18 protein-coding genes are annotated in these 19,028 nt (G+C 62.3%); 10 read left to right on the top strand and 8 right to left on the bottom strand.

Going from position 1 to position 19,028, the window contains the following annotated elements:
* Positions 1–242: 242 nt before the first annotated feature.
* Positions 243–368, top strand: coding sequence for a hypothetical protein (locus AB2B41_RS21645; protein ID WP_367879909.1), 126 nt, complete (start codon positions 243–245; stop codon positions 366–368).
* 155 nt (positions 369–523) lie between these two features.
* Here AB2B41_RS21645 and AB2B41_RS21640 read toward each other — a convergent pair whose 3' ends face one another.
* The 4 genes from AB2B41_RS21640 to AB2B41_RS21625 form a co-directional block, all read right to left on the bottom strand.
* Positions 524–2,866, bottom strand: coding sequence for a TRAP transporter permease (locus AB2B41_RS21640; RefSeq protein WP_367879908.1), 2,343 nt, complete (start codon positions 2,864–2,866; stop codon positions 524–526).
* A 68-nt stretch (positions 2,867–2,934) separates the two neighbouring features.
* Entirely contained in the window at positions 2,935–3,981 is a 1,047-nt protein-coding gene (locus tag AB2B41_RS21635) for a TAXI family TRAP transporter solute-binding subunit (protein ID WP_367879907.1), read from the bottom strand.
* A gap of 95 nt (positions 3,982–4,076) precedes the next feature.
* Positions 4,077–5,462, bottom strand: coding sequence for an aminomethyl transferase family protein (locus AB2B41_RS21630; RefSeq protein ID WP_367879906.1), 1,386 nt, complete (start codon positions 5,460–5,462; stop codon positions 4,077–4,079).
* Positions 5,463–5,475: 13 nt separating this feature from the next.
* A complete protein-coding gene (locus tag AB2B41_RS21625) occupies positions 5,476–6,384 on the bottom strand; it encodes an MBL fold metallo-hydrolase (RefSeq protein ID WP_367879905.1) in 909 nt (302 codons plus the stop codon).
* Between the two features lie 98 nt (positions 6,385–6,482).
* Between AB2B41_RS21625 and AB2B41_RS21620 the strand changes: the two genes are divergently transcribed.
* Positions 6,483–7,391, top strand: a complete 909-nt coding sequence (locus AB2B41_RS21620) for a LysR family transcriptional regulator (protein WP_367879904.1) — start codon at positions 6,483–6,485, stop codon at positions 7,389–7,391.
* Positions 7,392–7,595: 204 nt separating this feature from the next.
* On the opposite strand, the gene AB2B41_RS21615 is transcribed toward AB2B41_RS21620, so the two are convergent.
* From AB2B41_RS21615 to AB2B41_RS21600, 4 genes are read right to left on the bottom strand one after another with little or no spacing between them, the layout of a single operon-like run.
* The gene (locus AB2B41_RS21615; protein WP_367879903.1) at positions 7,596–8,618 is read right to left on the bottom strand and encodes a uroporphyrinogen decarboxylase family protein; all 1,023 of its coding nucleotides are present in this window, start codon (positions 8,616–8,618) and stop codon (positions 7,596–7,598) included.
* 57 nt (positions 8,619–8,675) lie between these two features.
* Positions 8,676–10,175, bottom strand: a complete 1,500-nt coding sequence (locus tag AB2B41_RS21610; protein ID WP_367879902.1) for an amidohydrolase family protein — start codon at positions 10,173–10,175, stop codon at positions 8,676–8,678.
* A gap of 26 nt (positions 10,176–10,201) precedes the next feature.
* On the bottom strand, positions 10,202–11,005 hold the full coding sequence (locus tag AB2B41_RS21605; protein WP_367879901.1) for an IclR family transcriptional regulator domain-containing protein: 804 nt from the start codon (positions 11,003–11,005) through the stop codon (positions 10,202–10,204).
* 2 nt (positions 11,006–11,007) lie between these two features.
* Positions 11,008–11,877, bottom strand: a complete 870-nt coding sequence (locus AB2B41_RS21600) for a dioxygenase family protein (RefSeq protein ID WP_367879900.1) — start codon at positions 11,875–11,877, stop codon at positions 11,008–11,010.
* Between the two features lie 121 nt (positions 11,878–11,998).
* Between AB2B41_RS21600 and AB2B41_RS21595 the strand changes: the two genes are divergently transcribed.
* From AB2B41_RS21595 to AB2B41_RS21560, 8 genes are read left to right on the top strand one after another with little or no spacing between them, the layout of a single operon-like run.
* Positions 11,999–12,811 (top strand): citryl-CoA lyase, encoded by an 813-nt coding sequence (locus AB2B41_RS21595; RefSeq protein ID WP_367879899.1) that lies wholly within the window; start codon positions 11,999–12,001, stop codon positions 12,809–12,811.
* A gap of 3 nt (positions 12,812–12,814) precedes the next feature.
* Entirely contained in the window at positions 12,815–13,960 is a 1,146-nt protein-coding gene (locus AB2B41_RS21590) for a CaiB/BaiF CoA transferase family protein (protein ID WP_367879898.1), read from the top strand.
* Between the two features lie 36 nt (positions 13,961–13,996).
* Positions 13,997–14,398 (top strand): YciI family protein, encoded by a 402-nt coding sequence (locus tag AB2B41_RS21585; protein WP_367879897.1) that lies wholly within the window; start codon positions 13,997–13,999, stop codon positions 14,396–14,398.
* A 23-nt stretch (positions 14,399–14,421) separates the two neighbouring features.
* On the top strand, positions 14,422–15,471 hold the full coding sequence (locus AB2B41_RS21580; RefSeq protein WP_367879896.1) for a C4-dicarboxylate TRAP transporter substrate-binding protein: 1,050 nt from the start codon (positions 14,422–14,424) through the stop codon (positions 15,469–15,471).
* A 9-nt stretch (positions 15,472–15,480) separates the two neighbouring features.
* Positions 15,481–16,041, top strand: coding sequence for a TRAP transporter small permease subunit (locus tag AB2B41_RS21575; RefSeq protein WP_367879895.1), 561 nt, complete (start codon positions 15,481–15,483; stop codon positions 16,039–16,041).
* On the top strand, positions 16,038–17,348 hold the full coding sequence (locus AB2B41_RS21570; protein ID WP_367879894.1) for a TRAP transporter large permease: 1,311 nt from the start codon (positions 16,038–16,040) through the stop codon (positions 17,346–17,348). Before AB2B41_RS21575 ends, AB2B41_RS21570 begins: the two co-directional genes overlap by 4 nt.
* A 16-nt stretch (positions 17,349–17,364) precedes the next feature.
* Complete coding sequence (locus AB2B41_RS21565) at positions 17,365–17,892, top strand: NADPH-dependent FMN reductase (RefSeq protein ID WP_367879893.1); 528 nt, start codon at positions 17,365–17,367, stop codon at positions 17,890–17,892.
* A gap of 39 nt (positions 17,893–17,931) precedes the next feature.
* Positions 17,932–18,783, top strand: coding sequence for a fumarylacetoacetate hydrolase family protein (locus AB2B41_RS21560; RefSeq protein ID WP_367879892.1), 852 nt, complete (start codon positions 17,932–17,934; stop codon positions 18,781–18,783).
* Positions 18,784–19,028 lie beyond the last annotated feature (245 nt).

The raw sequence follows: 19,028 nt of genomic DNA, 5'->3' as shown, positions 1-19,028 counted from the left end.
CCGCACCTCCACTCTTAATCAGAGTGAATCAGCGGCAGACCAACCAATCAACGGACTTTTTCAACACTATCCGGACAGACCTGCCGTCGGGTCTATGACCCTGAGTGACCGCTCTGCGCGCTTCGGTACCGCGTCGAACAGCACCTTAGCCGGGGGGCGAAGCTCGTTGCGATAGATTGCGATGCTTAGCACGCAACGCGAAGCGAGCATTCCCCGGCCAACGGGGATGGGTGGATTTCCGAATGAGCGCTGGCGTGTGGGCCCTGAGACGGTTGCAGATATCCGCACTGGGACTGGAATTGATCGCAGGCATCGCACGGATCGTGCGCTTCGGTATCTTGGACGTCTTTCACCTTATCGAAGAGTAAAAGGGGCAATAAGCATTCGAACGCGGAGCACGCGCGTCGCCCGGCCGGACTTTTTGAAGGTCGCGATCGACCGGACCAAAAGTGGCAATATTGGGCGCATGTGTGCCGGATTCACTTCGCGCCTGCAGGACATGTCGTATGTCGAGGCGTACGACCTAAGTGGTTCGCGACGCGACCCCCTGTTTCCTCGACAGAACGATGAGGGCCAGTCCCACAACAAAGGCAACCAGCGGCACGAAGGGTAAAGAGCTCATCAGCAGCAACGCGATTGTTAGCCGTGCCAGGCAAGCCATGGTTCCGAGCCGGGCAAGGTCAAATCGGGCGAAGACGCTGGCCAAGAGATAGAGCGCAAGGGAAAGGCGGCAGATCAGCGCGACGAGCGCAATCCAATCGACGCCCGGACCGTAGCCCGGCAGGTAGGTGACGGGGCCAGCGGTTGTTTCGGGGCTCAGCCTTGCGGCTTCGATAAGCAGCAGCTCGGGATAGAAGGCAAAGACAAAAGGGATGACAAACATTACGATCCCGGAACGCACCGCCGAGAAGCTGGTCAATATCGGATCGGCACGGGTGATCGTGGAGGCGGCATAGGAAGCAACCGCAACCGGCGGCGTGATGGCACTCGCGCAGGCAAAGTAGAAGATGAACATATGCGCGGTGAAATGCGCGATCCCGAGCCCGACAAGCAGCGGCCCCATCAGGAGTGCCGCGTTGATATAGGCAGGCACGGCGGGCATGCCCATGCCGAGAAGTACCGCCAGCAGCATCGCGACCGTGAGCGCGGCAAACTGGAAAACGATGGGTGTGCCGCTGGCAAGGTCCAGCGCCTTGAGCCAGCCGAGAATGTCCAGCGCCACGAAATTTGCGAGGCCCGTGAGGTTGAGGCTGATATCAATGACCGAAACGGCAAGGAACATCAGGTAGAGCATCGAGATCGTCACACCGGCATCGGCAAGGGCGTCGATCAGAAGGCGCGGTTTCGCGCGGAACGCGGGATCGAGAAACAGCAGCGCCGCCAGCAGGATCGCCGCCCACCAGCCGACACTGCCCGCGTCGCCTGCGGTGTTCTGAAGCAGTTGCATGATCCAGGGCAAGTCAGTGGCGCGACAGGAGGTTCCGATCTGCGCGATCTCGGCACCCAGCAGGCGCGAGATGGGATCGCAGCCGATCGCGTCCTTGGGGATCAGCAGCAGCACAACGATCAGCGCGAGCGGCAGGAAGATTTGCAGCAGGTGTATCCGGTCGCGTCCAGTCAGGCGCATTTCGGGCGTTAGGTCGCGCACAGGCTCAAGCCCCAGCTTGCGGCTTTCGAAGACAACCGACAGGAACATGCAGAAGAAATAGGCCAAGGCCGGGATGGCCGCCGCGATGGCGACTTCGCGGTAGGGGACGCCAGTCATGGAGGCCAGGACAAAGGCTGCGATGCCCATGATCGGCGGCATGATCTGCCCGCCCGAAGAGGCCGCCGCCTCAACGCCTCCGGCGTAGACCTTGGAAAAGCCCCGCTTGACCATCATGGGGATCGTCAGCGTCCCGGTGCCCAGCACGTTGACCACCGGCGTGCCAGTGGTGGTTCCGAACATGGCCGAGGCGACGATGGCCGCATGGGCCGGACCGCCGCGCAGATGCCGGGTCCAGAGGAAAGCCAGCTTGATCAGCGTCCTGCCACCCGCCGAGACGGTGAGCAAGGCGCCCAGCACGACGTAGGGGAAGACCGTGTTCAACATGATATGGAGGAACTGGCCGAGGAGCCCCGACCCCTGGTTGATCAGCAGGTCATGCACCCTGAGCCGCCCGTCTGCGAGCGAGCGTGGCTCTCCGCCCAGGGGTGTGATGAGGTATTTGCTCATCCCGTCGGCCCCGAAGAAATACCAGATCAGCACCGTGCCCACGGCGTAGAGCGCCAACAGGATCGACACCATCACCAGCGACAGGCCCCAGACCTCGGCGTTGAAAGCCAGGAAAACAAAGACCGCAAGTCCCACGATCAGAACCAGCCAGGGCCCGGTATCGTTGAGACAGCGGGGATTCTCGACACTCGTGGGCATGGGCAGGCCCATGGCAAGCGCGAGGTCTTGCTCGGCCTTGAGCGCGCGGGCGATTAGGTCGGCGCGTTCTCCGGTGAGGATATCCACGAGGCAGACGGCTTCGTGTTCGACCAGATACGTCAGGGAGATCGCACCCGCCGCGAGGATCAGGCCGATATCGAGCGCCAGTCCCAGACCGCGCCACAGCGGCGCGCGGTCTTCCCAGCGTTTTCGGATCGGATTGCTCAGGACGACGATGACCATCATCCAGAAGAAGACAATCGGGTAGAACCATTCGTAGGGAAAGCGCCTGACCCGCAGGTTCGGTGCTGCCAGCAGGTCTTGCCACAAGCTGTCCCAACCGGGGATCGCCGGGGTCGCATTGACCATGCCGACGATCACGAGGACAAGCGCCAGCATGTACGCCAGCGCTGCCTGCGTCCGGGTCTTGGGGTGCATGTTGGTGTCGGCCATGCGGGGTGTGGCTCCGGGGCGCTTGCCGTGCGGGCGAAGGCCGCTCAGGGCGGCCTTCTTTTCAGGGGTTACTTCGCGCAGTCAGGCAGGCTGTAGCCTGCTTCTTCCCAGGCGCGGACCGCGCCGGGGTGGTATGTCACCGGATTCGGCCCGCACATACCCGATGCCTTGGCTTCCAGTGCTTCCAGCCCGATGTTGCGTGCGAAGGGTGCCTTTTCGTAGATCTGGGGCAGCGTTTCGATATGCGCCTTGGTGAGCTGGTAGGCAAGTTCCTCGTCCATGGCGGCGTTCACGCAATTGCCGCCGACCGATCCGCGGGTGCGGAAGACGCCGTCGGGCTGCGTCACGATGGTTGCGTTCTCGCCAAGGGACTGCATCTGTTCCAGCGTGAACTCCACCGGGGCCGAACCGGGGGCGGCCAGCAGACGCTGCATCGCCTCGCCCTCCCAGATATCCTGCGGCACCGACCAGAAGGTCATCTTGCCGGCGGAAAGCGCCTGAAGCGGACGGTCAGAGGGGATGTATTCGGGCAGCAACGCCGCCTCGGATGTCCCTTCCGTGATCGTTGTGGCCATCTGCGACCAGTCGCTCTGGATACCCTCGTAGCCCTTGCCGTCTTCCAGCCCGGTCACCACCTGGATGAGGCCGCGCGCCTCGGCGGTGGCACCGCCGCGCGGCGGCCCGTTCAGGATGCGGCGGCCTTCGAGCCCGTCCCAGCCAGAAATACCCACCGTGTCATAGGCATAGAGCGTGTAGACGCCGAAGGAATAGGGATAGAGGATGCGCAGATTGGCAGCGAGTTCAGCGCCCTTTTCCGGACCCATGGCGGCATAGGGGCCGACACCCTTGGACATTAGGAACGGCAGGATGAAGGGGCAGATGCCGATATCGGTGCGCCCTTCGGCCACCGCCTGCGTGGCGTTCGCGCCGGTCTGGCCCAGCGTGATCTGGATATCGGCAAGCCCGCGCTCGGCGGCGACTTCGGCGAGGTGGGCGATGGTCAGGTGTACCGCCGTGCCGGGGGCCGAGGTCATGGCGGTCAGGTTTTCAGTGGCTTGCGCCTGAGATACCGCAAGTGCGCCCGTGGTGAGCGCCGCAATCAGGGTCCGTTTCATCTGGTATTCCTCCCTTGAAACTACGTCCTTTGTGGTGCGTCCGGCACCAGTTGCCGCCCTTGGCAGGCTGTTTGCCGCTGGTCGCCGGATGCCGTTCAGTCCTTCTTGATAGATTTCTCGAAATAGGGCACCGGCGCAATCTTTGCGCGGATGCCGGTCACCTCGTGCGCCTCGACACTCGCGCGGCGGGAACCGGGTTCGCCCCACATCAGCGTCACCTCACGCCCGATCTGCGCCTCTGCGGGGTCGATCAGCGCCGTCGACAAAAGCGCGCCCGCGTTCGACGAATAGGAAAGCCATTGGGACGAACCGATGGTACGCCCGTCGACCTGCACCGCGTCGTACTGGAAGGTCGCATACATCGGGATCGGCAGGGCGAGAAACTTGGTCCTCGGACCGTCGATGCGCAGGGACTGCTGCAGCACGCGGAAGACGTCGTCGTTGTTCCATTCGAGCGTGACCTTGGCGCGGGGGGTGTCCGCCTTGCGCTTCATCAGCGCGTCACGACCATAGAAGTCATGTTCGAAATGCACCAGCCGCCCATAGCCAAGCTCATAGGGTTCGGTCAGGTAGTCGGTCAGGTCGTCGGATACGAGGCTTCCGCCCAGCGAGGCGTTGCCCTCGAAAGACTTTGCCGAGAGCCATTCGCGGAAACCCCTCGTGTCTTCGCCGCGGAAGATCGCCGGGAATGGTCGCGGCATCCAGCCGCTTTCCTGTGCCGCGGTCGGATAGGTCACCGCACCGGCCTTGCGCAGGCCAAAGGCCGCACCGGCCTCCTCGACGCGGGCACGCACGGCGGCCTGCGCCTCCCACGGCCCGTAGATCTCGAAACCCGGCTGACCGGCCATGCCGTGGCGCAGGGCGCGCACCGTCTGGCCCGCGATCTTGAATTCGCCGACATAAAAGAACTTGATGTCGGGCAGCGGCCCTTCTGCCACTTCACGCACCAGCGACAGCGCGTTCGGCCCCTGAAGCTGAAAGCGGAACACGTCGCGGCGTTCGCGGGGGACGATCATGTTCTCGTCGCGCGTGGCCTCGACCGCCAGATCGGTCTTTTCCGCCTGGTACTGCAGCCAGTTGGACGCGGTGGGCGGGCCAACGACGCGCAGGAAATCATCCGTCTCGCAAAACAGGATGGCGTCCGAGATCATGAAGCCCGCCTCGTCCACCATCACCATCTGCTTGGCGCGCAGCGGGTGCAGGTCGGACAGGTTGTTGGTCGCAAACCGGGTGACGAATTTCTTTGCATCGGCCCCGCGAAGATGCAGCTCTGTCATGTGGTAGGATTGCTCGAAAAGCACCACGCCCTCGTGCCAGGCGCGCTGTTCGTCGCGCCAGTTGGTGAATTCCGCCGGGATGCCGGGAAAAACGGCGTGTCCCATGGGCGAGGCGCGGAGCATGTTGAGGACACCGCCAGAGGCGTCGATCTTTTGCTGAAGGCTGGTCATTGTGTCGTACATCCCTTGCGATAGGTCTTTCATGTCATCTGGCCTTTCATCTGGGCCGGCAGCCGTGGCGGAAAGGGATCACGCTCACGTTGCGGCCAATCTCGATGGTCATCAGGTCTTCGGCCACGAGGACGAGGCCGTCGTATTCCGCCGCCACCTCGCCGATCATCCGGGTGATTGGCATCGGATCGGGCGGGAGCAAGGCCAGATGGGTCAACATCCCGAGCTTGGGCCGGGTCTGGGCAAAGACGCGCCCGACTTCCTCCGGCGTCGCATGGTGGTCGATGGCGATCTTGGCCTTGGGGTTCTTGGCAAAGGTCTCGGGCGTCCCGGCGGCAATCTCGTGCACGAAAACATCCGCCCCCTGCGCCTGCGCGATCAGGTTTTCGTTGTAGCGGGTGTCGTGGCTGTGCACGAAGACGTGGCCTGCGTATTCCACCCGGAACGCATAGGCGGGGCGGATGAAGTCGCCGTGATCAACCTCGATGGCGATGATCCTCAGGCCGCCACGATCAAAGACAACGCCCTCGCTCTCATAACTATGCGGGACGATGCGCATGTGCTCGGGGTCGATCTCGCTGTCGGCCACGCGGATATTGCGGTCTGGCCGGGAGGCGATCCAGGCGCCTTCGGCAATATCCTCAACGCCCGGAGGGCCGTAGACATGCAGCGGGCCGCCGCGGTTGGAAAAGGGCTGCTGGATGGTGCCTGTCATCAGCAGGTCGAAGATGCCGCTGTAATGGTCCGAATGGTAATGTGACAGGATCACCGTGTCGGTATGACCGACCGGGAAGCCCATCTGCGACATGCGGATCACCGTGCCGCGCCCGCAGTCGATCATCACCTTCTGATCGCCCGCCTCGATCAGGGTCGAGGTGCCGAAGGCGTTGATATCGGGATTGGGAATGCCCGTGCCCAGCAGGGTGATCCGCAAAATGTCCTTCTGAAGATCCATACCGATTCCGCCCAGAGTTGCTGCGTCGGAGATTGTGCTGGATCAGGTGTACTGTAAAATTCTAATATCTTAGGCAACCATTCACTTCTGATATACCTATGGATCCCAAACACCTGATGCAGCTCGCCACCATCGTCGAGCTTGGCTCCCTGACCAAGGCTGCGCAAAGGCTCAACACCACGCAGCCGTCGCTGTCGCGCGTGGTCAAGGTGATCGAGGACCGCGTCGGCGGCGCCGTCCTGCGGCGCGACCGCTACGGGGTCAGCCCCACCGAGATCGGCGCGCGGCTGGCCGAGGACGGGCGCGAGATCATGCACCGCGCCCAGCGGGCCGATCTGTCCATCGAGAAATGGCGGTCAGGCATCGGAGAGCTGCGGGTCGGCGTCGGCCCGATGCTGGCGACCACGATCATGGGTGATTTCCTCGCCGGGTTGGTCGGCACGAGGATGGGCTATGGCCTGAAGATTTATTGCGAATATGCCGCCCGGCTGCTGGAGCGGCTGCACAACGACCAGCTCGACGTGGCGATCATGCCATACGATCTCAACCGGCAGGACGGACAGTTGATCCGCGAGACGCTGTTTCAGGATCGACTGGCGATTTTCGTCGGGCAGGACGATCCGCTCGCCGCCGCGCGCGAGGTGCCTCCAGCCGCATTGGCGCAGCATAACTGGATTTCGGTCGGCGAAATCTCGGGACTCTTCGACGTGACCCGCGACACGCTTGACCGGCTGGGACTGCATTCGGTGACGCCCGCATTGGAGAATACCGGGGACGTGACGATGACCTTCCGCATCCTCGAACGGACGCGCTCTTGCTGCATGCTGCCGTTCCGCGTGCTGGGGACATTTCAGGACGATTTCCGCATCGCCCCCGTGGACCTTTCTGTGGAACTGCCGCTGCGCAACGTCGGCTTCTGGACCACGCCATCCATGCGCGACCGACCGGAGTGCATCGATTTCAAGAAACGCCTGTCAGGATATCTTGAGAAACTGCAACTGTTCTGAGCCCCGCATGGCACCGGAGTCCCCAGAGCCAATCCAGCGCCCCTACAAAAGAGAAATGCCTTTACCGGGAATGTTCGATGGAGCTCGGGACCGATCCGCCCTCCCACGACAAGACAGCGCCGAGGGGCGCCCGAGACCAATTCCGTCATGAGCGCCCCGATCCGGGATCTTATCTGATCCCCTGCCCGGCTTCTTGTCCGCTTCTCAGGCGTGTTCGGCGCGCACGATGGCGGCACCGTCGGCCATGGCCTTCATCTTGCCGAAAGCCACGTTACGGGGAAGGTATTTCAAACCGCAGTCGGGGGCCACGACCACCTTGTCGGCGTCGACATAAGGCAGCGCTCGGCGGATCCGCTCCGCGATGATCTCCGGTGTCTCGACCGTCATGTCCGACAAATCCAGCACGCCGACCATGATTGTCTTGCCGCGCAGTTCCTCAAGCACGGAGGTGTCGAGGCTGGATTGCGCCGTCTCGATACTGATCTGATCGCAGGTGCAGGCCTTCATCTGCGGCAGGAAGGAATAGCCCTCCGGGCGCTTCTTGGTCATCGCGGCATAGCCAAAGCAGATGTGCACCGCCGTGGTGCCTGCTGCCCCTTCCAGTGCCTTATTGATCGCTTCGATCCCGTAATCGTTGGCGATGTCTGGCTTGGCCTGCAGCCAAGGTTCGTCCAGCTGAACGATATCGGCGCCCGCGGCGAACAGGTCCGCCATCTCCTCCTTGACGGCCTGGGCATAGTCCATCGCCAGCTCTGCGGTCGAACCGTAGTAGTCGTTCTGCGCCTGCAAGCTCATCGTGAACGGGCCCGGCAGCGTGATCTTGACCTTGCGGTCGGTATAGGCGCGCAGGAATTTGAGGTCCTCGACCTCCACCGGGTGTTTGCGCGCGACCGGGCCGACGATCCGGGGCACCGGTACCGGGCTGCCCGAGCGCGTGATGACGGTGCCGTAGTTGTCAAGGTCCAGCCCGTCGAGCGCGGTCGCAAAGCGGTTGGAATAGCTTTCACGCCGGATCTCTCCGTCCGTGATGATGTCGAGGCCCGCCTCCTCCTGCTCGCGGATGGCGACGCGGGTGGCGTCGTCCTGAGCTTCGGACAACAGGTGTTCAGGGATACGCCAGAGTTCCTTGGCGCGGGTGCGCGGCGGGAACTGGCCCTTGAGTTTCTCCCGGTCGATCAGCCAATCGGGTTGGCAATAGCTGCCGACAAGCGTCGTTGGAAAGAGCATTGTGTTTTCTCCTTGAGAGCCGGACGCGGGTAGAGCCGCGCCCGCTGGGATGGGAAATCAGGCGAAGAGGTCCTGTGCGACCCCTGCTTTTTCGAAGATGTAGTCGCGGCTCTGCTCCAGCTCGCGCCGCAGCTTGTCCATGTCGTGGCCCAGCAAATTGCCCTGCCATTTGCGGATCTTGCCGGCAACCATGACCGTATCGACGTTCGAGCGGTCCATGAGTGTGACAACCGCGCCCGCGGCATTGTTGAGCGGCGCGACGTTCATCGCCTCCGCATCCAGCAAGATGATGTCCGCATCCTTGCCGGGCGTGAGCGATCCGGTCTTGCCGTCAAGGCGCAAGCCCTTGGCGCCTTCGATGGTCGCATGGCGAATGGCATCAGCGCAGCGCATCAGCGCGGGGTGGTTTTCATCGCCCGACAGGGCGCGTTCGTTCGCCCGCATACGCTGCAGCGTCACCAGTCCGCGCATCTGCGTGAAGAAATCCGCTGACATCGTGCATTCGACGTCCGAGGACAACGATATCGACATACCGAGGTCGAGGGCCTTCTGGATCGGCGGTTCGCCGTGGCGCATGTGCATCTCGATCGGCACGGAGAGCGAGACATGCGCACCCGCATCGGCCGCTTCCTTCCAGGCGTCATCTGTCATGCCGGTCATGTGGATGAAGATGTTGTCGGGACCGAAGACGCCTTTCTTGGCCAGTTCGTCGAAGGTGGGGGTCATGCCGAAGGTCGTCACGACATGCAGCGCTATCTGCAAATCCAGTTCGCGCCCGATCTTCCACATCTCCTCGTAGCCCTCGATGTAGATCTCGCCGCCCACGACCATGCTCAGAAGCTGATCGTCCGAGCTGAAGTACTGTTCCCGGATTCGGCGCGCGCCGCCGGGGTGTTCCTTGCCTTCCCACCAGCCTTCGAAATAGCCGAAAACCCCGCGCCGCCCCGCGTCGCGCAGGCCTTCGATGGCGGCGTCGGAATGGTCGGCGGAATGGTGGATTTGGCTCACGTCCATGACAGTCGTCACGCCAGCGTCAAGCTGGGCCAGGCCGCCGTAAAGTTCGTTGATATAGACATCCTCGGGGCGGTAGTGCTGTGAAAAGCCGAGCAGCATCGCCTCGTAGTAGTTGCGCGCATTCTCCGGCTTGCCGTCGTTCACCACGATGGCGTCGGCGAGCGATGACCGCAGACCGGTTTCAAACTGGTGGTGGTGGGTGTCGATGAATCCGGGCATGACGATCTTGCCGGAGGCGTCGATGACATGGGCATCAGTCGCCTCAATGTGCGCTGCCACCTCCACGATCTTGCTTCCTTCGACGAGGACATCGCCCTTGGCGAAATTGCCGACTGCATCGTCAACCGACATCACCACGCCGCCCTTGATCAGCAAACGGGTTCCCTTTTCGCCTGACAACTCGGGCAGCGGGGCGCCGGTGATCTGCGTCGTGGCGGCGCGCGCGGCGGCGGTGCCAGAGGCGGTCTCGGACGGGGCCGCGTGGGTTCGCCCGCTGATGGCGTGCATCGCCCCTGTCGAGGTGCTGTTGCAAAGTCTGCACATGGTTCTGTCTCCTCCCAGAAATGCGTCTATCCGCTGAGCACCAAGCGCAGGGTCGGGTAGCGGGTCAATTGAAGCGCGATGTGAGAGGCCGCCTGCCGCAGGGCGGGCAGCCTTTCGGTCACCAGTTGTTGGGGCGTGACAATGCCGGTGTAGCCCGATGTGTTGAGCGCCGCGATAGTGGTGCCGTCCCCGTCCCGGATCGGCACGGCCAGGGCCGTGATGCCATAGTCAAGCTGATCGACCGTGGTTGCATAGCCTTCCTGACGCGCTTTCAGGATTTCCTGCCGCAACGCGCCGCGATCCGTACAAGTCTTTGCAGTCAGTGGCTTCGGTTCGTAGGTTTCCAGATAGCTTTCCAGCTCGCCGTCCGAGAGACCCGCCAGCAGCACGCGCCCCATCGACGTGGCATAGGCCGGATAACGCGCGCCCGGCACAGCGGCTGCCCGCCGCGCGCGCTGCACGGAGAGGTGCGCGACGTAGATCACGTTCTCTCCGTCCAGTGTGCCGATGGATGAGGCGTCTCCGAACTGATCGACCAGCGCGCGCAGGTCTTCCTGCAGTATCTCGTCCACGCGGGCGGTGAAATAGAAGGCCGAGCCAAGCGCCAGCAACTTGGGCCTGAGGTGAAAGCGCTTGTCCTTGCGTCCCACGTAGCCAAGCGTTTCCAGCGTCATCAGGGACCGGCGCGCGGCGGCGGGTGACAGGCCCACGCGCCGCGCGACTTCCGACAGGGTCATTTCCGGGTTGGCCGCATCAAAGCATTCGAGGATCGCGATCCCCTTGGCGAGAGCCTCGACGAACTCTGCCGGTTTTTCCCGATCCTCGGCCAAGATCACCCTTCCGGCGCCAGCACGAAATCGAAGGTGCAGATGGCGTCAGGCTTTTTCTCCAGCTGATAGCCGAGGGCCTCAATGTCCTTGTCCTTGGCGGGTGCGACCTTGGCAATCAGCGACCTGCGCACGCCGAAAACCGCGTCGTTGTCGAGGTACTCCATGTTCTCGAAGAACACTTCGGTGGTGATCGAACTCATGCCGGGCGAGCGCACGATGTAGTGCAGATGCGCCGGCCGCCAGGCATGCCGGTTGCCTGCCCGCAGCAGTTTGCCCACCGGCCCGTCATAGGGAACGGTGTAGGGTTTGGGCAGAACCGTGGTGTAGTAGAAACGGCCATTCTCATCGGCCTCAAAGACGCCGCGCAGGTCGAACTTGTCCTGACCCTGCTCCTGCTCCTGGATGGGATAGGTGCCCGCCGCATCCGCCTGCCAGGTGTCCACGATCGCACCGGGGAGCGGGTTGTGCAGCGTGTCGGTGACAGTGCCATGGACCAGAATGCTCACGCCGTCGCGTTCGTCCGACAGATCACCGCCAAGCTGTTTGCGCGGCGCATCGTCCAGATAGAAGGGTCCGAGGTTCGATCCTTCGGTCGCTCCGCCCTTGGTGTTGATCATGTCGACCAGTGCGGAGAAGCCCAGAACGTCGGACAACAGGATGAATTCGTGGCGTTCTGGCGTTGATATCTGGCCGCAATCATAGAGGAAGTTCAGCACCGTCATCCACTCGTCATGGGTGACCTGGTTCTCACGGGTGTAGTCGTGCAGATGGTCGAGCAAACCGTGCAGAAGTTGTTCAAAGCGGCTGTCAGGCTCGGTCTTGAACGTCTTCTTTACCGCTTCCGTGATGGTGAACTGGTTGATATCCCGCATGGTTTTCCTCCCTGACGTGACCTTTGCGCGATGCGCGCCATATTTGACTTGACGTCAGGCTAGTCCGCCACATAATTTTCGACAAGAGCAAAAATTTTCGCAGTGCGAAAAGGAGCTATTTATGCGCATCGGAAAGCAGGACCAATCCTTCACCGCGATCGCGACCTCTGATGCAGAGAGCGTGACGGTTCGTGGCTATGACCTCTGCGACGAGCTGATCGGCAAGATCAATTTCACCGACTATTTCTGGCTGCTTGTGCTGGGCGAAAAGCCCACCGAAGCCCAAAGGGACATGCTGGACGCCTGCCTTGTGGCGATTGCCGAACATGGCCTTGTGCCATCGGTTCAGGCGGCGCGGATGACGCTTGCCGCCGGCCCCGATGCCTGGCAGGGCGCCATGGCAGCCGGTCTTCTTGGCATGGGAAGTGTCGTTGCGGGCAGTTCCGAGACAGCGGGCCGCTACCTGGCGGAAGTGATCGCCAAGGCTGAGGCTGACGGCACCGATATCGAGACCGCGGCTATCGCCAGCCTTCAGGAGCACAAAGCGCAGCGCCGGAAGGTCGCTGGGCTCGGCCATCCCCAGCACTCTGCGGGCGACCCCCGCGCGGACAGGCTGCTTGAGATCGCCGATGATCTGGGCGTGTCGGGCAAATATATCGAAACCCTTCGTGTTCTGGGCAAGCATGCCACGGGCATCATCGAACGGCCCTTGCCGATCAATGTCTCCGGGGCGATCCCCGCCTGCATTCTCGACGCGGGCTGGCCGCTCGATGCGCTCAAGGCCGTGCCGCTGCTGGCGCGCACCGCCGGTCTTTCCGCGCATCTGTTCGAAGAGGCAGGCCGTTCCATCGGCTTCATCATGTCGCACAAGGCCGACCTTGCCATCGACTACGACGGCAAACCCTCGTCACGTCATTCCACGGCAGCGGAGTAGATCATGGTCAAGATACTCAAGGACATCCGCGTCATCGAACTGGGGACCTACATCACCGGTCCCGCGGCGGGCATGCACCTTGCCGATCTGGGTGCCGACGTGATCAAGGTCGAGCGCCCCGGCACCGGCGATCCCTTCCGCGCCTTCAAGGGCGGGCTCTATTCGCCGCATTACCAGACCTACAACCGCAACAAGCGCTCCATCGCGCTTGACACCAAGGACCCTGCCGACCTCGCCGTGCTGCATGACCTCGTGTCGACGGCGGATGTTTTTATCCAGAACTTCCGGCCCGGCGTCGCCGAAAAGCTGGGGGCCGGAGAAGACGACCTGCGCAAGGTGCGCCCCGACCTGATCTATTGCGCCATTTCAGGCTTTGGCACGTCGGGCCCGTCCCGCGACCGGCCCGCCTATGACACGGTGGCCCAGGCGGCGAGCGGGTATCTGCGGCTTCTGACGCCGCCGACGAACCCCCGCGTGATCGGCCCGGCCATCGCAGATGCGGTCACCGGCCAATACGCCGCGATGGGCATTCTCGCGGCGCTGATGGAGCGGTCGAAGGCCGGCAAGGGCCGCAGGCTGGACATCTCCATGCTGGAGGCGATGTGCCACTTCAACCTCGACAGCTTCACCCATTACTATTCGGTTGGCGAAGTCATGGGACCGCTATCGCGGCCGGTCGTGTCACAGTCCTACACCTTTGAATGTGCCGACGGGAAATGGATCGCCCTGCACATGTCCTCGCCCACCAAGTTCTGGGAAGGCTTGCTGGCCGCGACAGGGCAGCAGCAACTCAACGACGATCCGCGCTTTTCGGAGCGACTGGAGCGGATCAAGCATCAGGACGAGTTGATCGATCACTTTACACCGATCTTCAAATCCAAGGCCCGGGATGCGTGGTGTGACCTGCTACTGACCAACGAAGTGCCGCACTCTCCGGCCTACGATTCGAACGAGGCGCTGGAGGATCCGCAGGCGCGGCATCTCAACATCAAGATCGAGGTACCGTCGTCCGAACTGGGCACCTATACCACGGTCCGTTCACCCTACAATTTCGACGGCGCGCCGGAACTGGACGTGCTGCCGCCGCCGGTACTGGATGAACACGGCGACGAAATCCGAGCGGAACTGACCCGAAAAAAGGCGGGCTGATCAAGAGTTGCGACCAATTTGCAAGGGGAGGTGCAAATGTCCGAAGATAATCCGAAATCGGTGCCAGCAGCGGCGGTGCTGGAGGCCTCAAAGGGCATGCTCCAGCGCCAGCTCTTTGCGATCTTCACTACGCCCACCGACGGGTTGGGACACGTTTTCGCGAACATCGAAGAACATTTGCAGTTCCAGGTCCAATTGGAAAAGGATGGAATCCTTTACGCCGCAGGCCCGATTTGGACGGATGACGAGGAGAGCTGGGAAGGCGAAGGTTTGGTCGTGGTTAAGGCAGCATCGCGCGCCGAGGCCATCGCCATCGCCGAACGCGACCCGATGCACAAAGCGGGCGCACGGTCCTTCAGGGTGCGGCCCTGGCTGATCAATGAGGGGTCCGTCACGATCACACTGAACAACTCAAGCCAGACCTTCACGGTCAAATAACGGTACTCAAGGGGAGGAAACCAATGAGAATTCTGCAAAGCGCGTTTGTCGCGGGGATGCTGGCGCTGCCAGCCTACGCGCAAGAAACGATCAACCTGACCGTGGCATCGAGCCACCCGACGGTGGTGCCCTGGGTCGGCATGATCCAGACCCACTTCATGGCGAAAACCGATGAAATCCTTGCCGAGGGCGGGAATTACAAGATCGAGTGGAACGAGGCCTTCGGCGGTCAGCTCTACAAGGCCAACGCCACGCTGACCTCGGTCGAGGAAGGCATCACCGATGTGGGCTGGGTCTTTTCCTTCCTCGAGCAGGCGAAACTGCCGCTGAGCCAGGCGTCGTCCAACGCGCCCTTCTCGACCTCGAATCCGGCCCTTCAGCTTGAGGTGCATCAGGAGTTGCTGGAAACCAACGAGGCGTTCCGCAACGAATGGGAACAGCACAACCTCAAGGTTCTGGGCCTGACCGGTACGGACCTTTACGATATCTACCTCAAGGAACCGATCACGGGCATCGACGACATCGACGGCATGAAGATCTCGGCACCCGGCGTGCTGGGCAACTGGCTGCGCGGCACGGGCGCCAATGCTGTCGACGGCGCCCTGACAACCTACTACACGGACGTCCAGACCGGCGTTTCGGATGGTGCGTTGACACTGGCGCTGGGCGCATTGCCGATCAAGCTTTACGAGGTCGCGCCCTACATCAACCGCTTTGACGCCGGTGGCGCATTCTCGGGTGCCGTGGCGATCAACCGCGACAGTTGGGACGGGCTGCCCAAAGAAGTACAGAACGCCATGATCGAGGCGGGCAAGTACTACACCGCAGAGCACGGCAAGGACCTTGTGGCGCGCCATGAATTCGCGCTGAACAAGATGGTCGAGATGGGAGCCACCATCGTAGACATGCCCGAAGGCGAGCTGGTGAAATGGGTCAACAAGATGCCCGACGTTGCCGGTGATTGGGCCGCCCCGCTGGAAGAGCGCGGCATCCCCGCACGGGAATTCCTCGCAGCCTATCTGGACGGCCTGCGTGCGCGTGGCGAGACACCCGCCCGCGACTGGGACAAGTAAGGTCTCAAGTTGAGCACGCAAGACGATAACCGCACCTCTCCCTCGGGGGAGGTGCACGAAAGTCGGCTTGAAGGGATCTGGCATCGGGTCGTGGAAGCCTTTGCTGCCCTCGGAACCGTTCTGATCGGCGTCCTGATGGTGATCATCTGCGCCGATATCGTTGCGCGCAATTCGATGGGGGCATCACTTCCGCTCGTGTCCGAGGGCGGTGCGCTGCTGGTCGTCACCTTAGTCGCTTTGCAACTAGCCGCGACGGTCAGGGCGGGACGGTTGGCACGCACGGAGGTTTTCATCGTCCCCTTTGCCCATCGATTTCCGACCGCTGGCGCGATCCTGAACGGGTTTTATGACCTTGTGGGGGCCGTCGTGCTTGGGGTGATCGCCTGGGCGTCCATCAGGGTCGTGGGAAAGGATATCGCCGCCGGTGAGTTCATTGGCGTGCCGGGCCTTGCAACGCTGCAGACCTGGCCGTTTCGTGTGCTGATCCTTGCAGGTTTCGCCATCGCGGCGATCGAATTTGCCGTCCGTTTGATCGCGGCGCTGCGCCGGGCGACAGGAAAGAACCGATGACCCCATTCGATATTGGTGCCATCGCCATTCTTGTCCTTGTCCTGCTGATCCTGATCGGCATGCCGATTGGCATCGGGATGCTAGCGACCTCCTTTACCGCTGTGGCCTTTATCCGGAACGAAACGGTGTCTGTCCGGATGATGACGCAGGTCGCCAACGACAGTCTGGAGGAGTACCTTTTCGCGGTCGTGCCGCTGTTCGTGCTAATGGGGCTGCTGGTGACCGTCTCGGGCGTGGGCAAGGATACCTTCGACGTATTCCAAAAGCTCCTGAATCGCATCACTGCGGGTCTGGGGGTCGCCACGGTCTTCGCCAACGCGGTCTTTGCGGCCATTACGGGCATCTCCATCGCATCGGCCACCGTTTTCAGCCGGATCGCCGTACCCGAGATGCGCCGGCACGGGTACACCAACCGTTTCGCGACCGGCGTGGTCGCCGGGTCGTCGGTGCTGGGCATGATGATCCCGCCGTCGCTTCTGATGATCGTCTATGCGGTTTTGGCGGAGCAGTCTGTCGGCCGCATGTTCCTTGCGGGCGTGGGTCCGGGCATCCTGCTGGCGCTGGCTTTCACGGTGACGATCCTGATCCTTGCCACGACCCGGCGCAGCTTTGTCTTCGAAAGCGGGGACGAAGCGGCATACGAAGACATCGGCCTCATGGAAATCGTCATCAAGGCAGTCCCGATCCTGTCCCTGATGGTCCTTGTCCTCGGCGGCCTTTACGGAGGGTTCCTGAACCCGACGGAGGCGGGGGCGGCCGGCGCATTTGGCGCCCTTGTCATCGCGCTTTTGCGCAGATCGCTTGACCGCCAGACGTTCTGGCGCCTGCTGGTCGAGACCGGCCAGATCACGGTTTCCGTCCTCTTCCTGATCCTTGCCGCCACGTTCTTCAGCCGGATGCTGGCTCTTTCCGGGGTGCCCCGGGAACTGGCCGAATTCTTCCTGTCGGGCGATATCGGCCCCTACGGCTTTCTCTTCGCCTACATCGTGCTGATCGTGGCGCTCGGCTGCCTGATCGATTCGATCTCGATCATGCTGATCGTTCTGCCCATTGCCCTGCCCGTCGCGGATGCCGCCGGTCTGGATCTGATCTGGTTCGGCGTCATCACCGTGATCTCGGTGGAAATCGGGCTGCTCACCCCGCCCTTCGGGCTTTCGGTCTACACGATCAAGTCCGCGATGGACGATCCCGACCTAAAAGTCGGCGAAATCTTTCGCGGGGCCGTGCCGTTCATCATCGCGATGCTCGTCACCCTTCTCATCATCATTCTGATCCCCTCAATCGCGACCTGGCTTGCGAGACTCTGAACAACACGAGGTACAAATGTCCGAACTTCTCATCATTCCGGGGAGCCTGCGCGCCGCATCCGCATCGCGGGCGACCGCCCGTGCGCTGGCCGAGCGTCTCAAGGACCGGGCCACCTGCACCATCGCGGACGTGGGCAAGCTGCCCCATTACAACGCGGACGTGACGGACAACGCGGAGGTGGACGCCTTCATCGCGCAGGTCGCGGCGGCGCGGGGCGTGATCTTCGTCACGCCGGAGTACAACTACAGCGTCCCCGGCGTGTTGAAGAACGCCATCGACTGGGCTTCGCGCCCGGCATTCGCCTCGGTCTTCAAGGACAAGCCCTGCTTTGTCGTCAGCGTCTCGGGTGGCGCGCTTGGCGGGGTGCGGGCGCAGGCGCATCTGAAATACATACTCGGCGGGATGCTCGCCCATGTCCCGGCCGCCAAGGAAGTGGTGATCCCGCTTGCGAACAACAAGGTGAGCGACGGGATGATGACCGACGAAGACACGCTTGCCTTTGCGCTGGCCGAAATGACCACGTTCTTCGACATCTTTGGCTGACTTTTCCGAACACCACCCCGAAGCAGAAGGGAAAAATACATGCGCTTAGCGAGTTTCACCCGCCCAGACGGAACCCGGTCCTATGGCACGGCCGAGGGCGATCACATCCTGGACGCAGGTGCCGTCCTGTCCAAAAAGTACGAAGACCTGAAATCCGTCCTTGCCGCAGGCGCGGTTGCCGAATTGGCGGGGGTCGGGGAACCTGTCGCCCTCGATGAGGTCACCTTCCTGCCGCCCGTGCCGAATCCGGAGAAGATCCTCTGCATCGGGCTGAACTACCTGCCGCACATTCTCGAATCCGGTCGCCCCCACCCCGAATATCCCTCGATCTTTACCCGCTATCCCTCGTCTATCGTCGGGCATGGTGTTCCGATCGAACGGCCTAAGGCCAGCAGGGAGTTCGACTACGAAGGGGAGCTGGCCTTCGTGATCGGCAAGGACGGGCGCCACATCTCGGAAGACGCGGCCTGGGACCATATCGCGGGCTATTCCTGCTTCAACGAAGGGTCGATCCGTGATTACCAGAACCACACGACCCAGTTCTGGCCGGGAAAGAGCTTTGAACGCTCAGGCTCGATGGGCCCGTGGATCGTGACGCCGGACGAAGTCGGGGACATTCGCGAGCAGACGTTGACCACGCGGGTCAATGGCAACGTGGAACAGAACGCGCCGATCTCGGACTTGGCCATCGGGATACCGGAGATTATCGCCTACGCGTCGACAGTACTCACTTTGCGCGCAGGCGACGTGATCGTCACGGGGACACCTGGGGGAGTAGGTCGCTACCGAACGCCACAGCTGTTTCTCGAACCCGGTATGGATGTCGAGGTCGAGATCAGCAAAGTAGGTGTTTTGAGAAACGAGGTGATCGACGAAACCTCGAAGCCATGAGCGGTCTCCGAAGAAAGCGCGCGCCGAACCGATTGACCATGCGTCAATAGTGCAAACCGATTGACACGGCGCGGCGCGGTCCTCCGGCATTTTCAGATCACCGCGACCAAAATCAACGCTGCACGGAGACGAGCGGAGCGACGACGTCACACCTTGCTGGTTCCGCCAGACGGGTCGTTCGAGCGGCCCGCGTTTCAGGAGGGGCAGTTCACGTTCAACTGCCACCGGTTCTTCATGGAGAACCC

This window comes from Sulfitobacter sediminis (assembly GCF_040811725.1).
GTDB classification, from domain to species: Bacteria; Pseudomonadota; Alphaproteobacteria; order Rhodobacterales; family Rhodobacteraceae; genus Sulfitobacter; species Sulfitobacter sediminis.
This window is presented reverse-complemented; position numbering and strand designations above follow the sequence as displayed.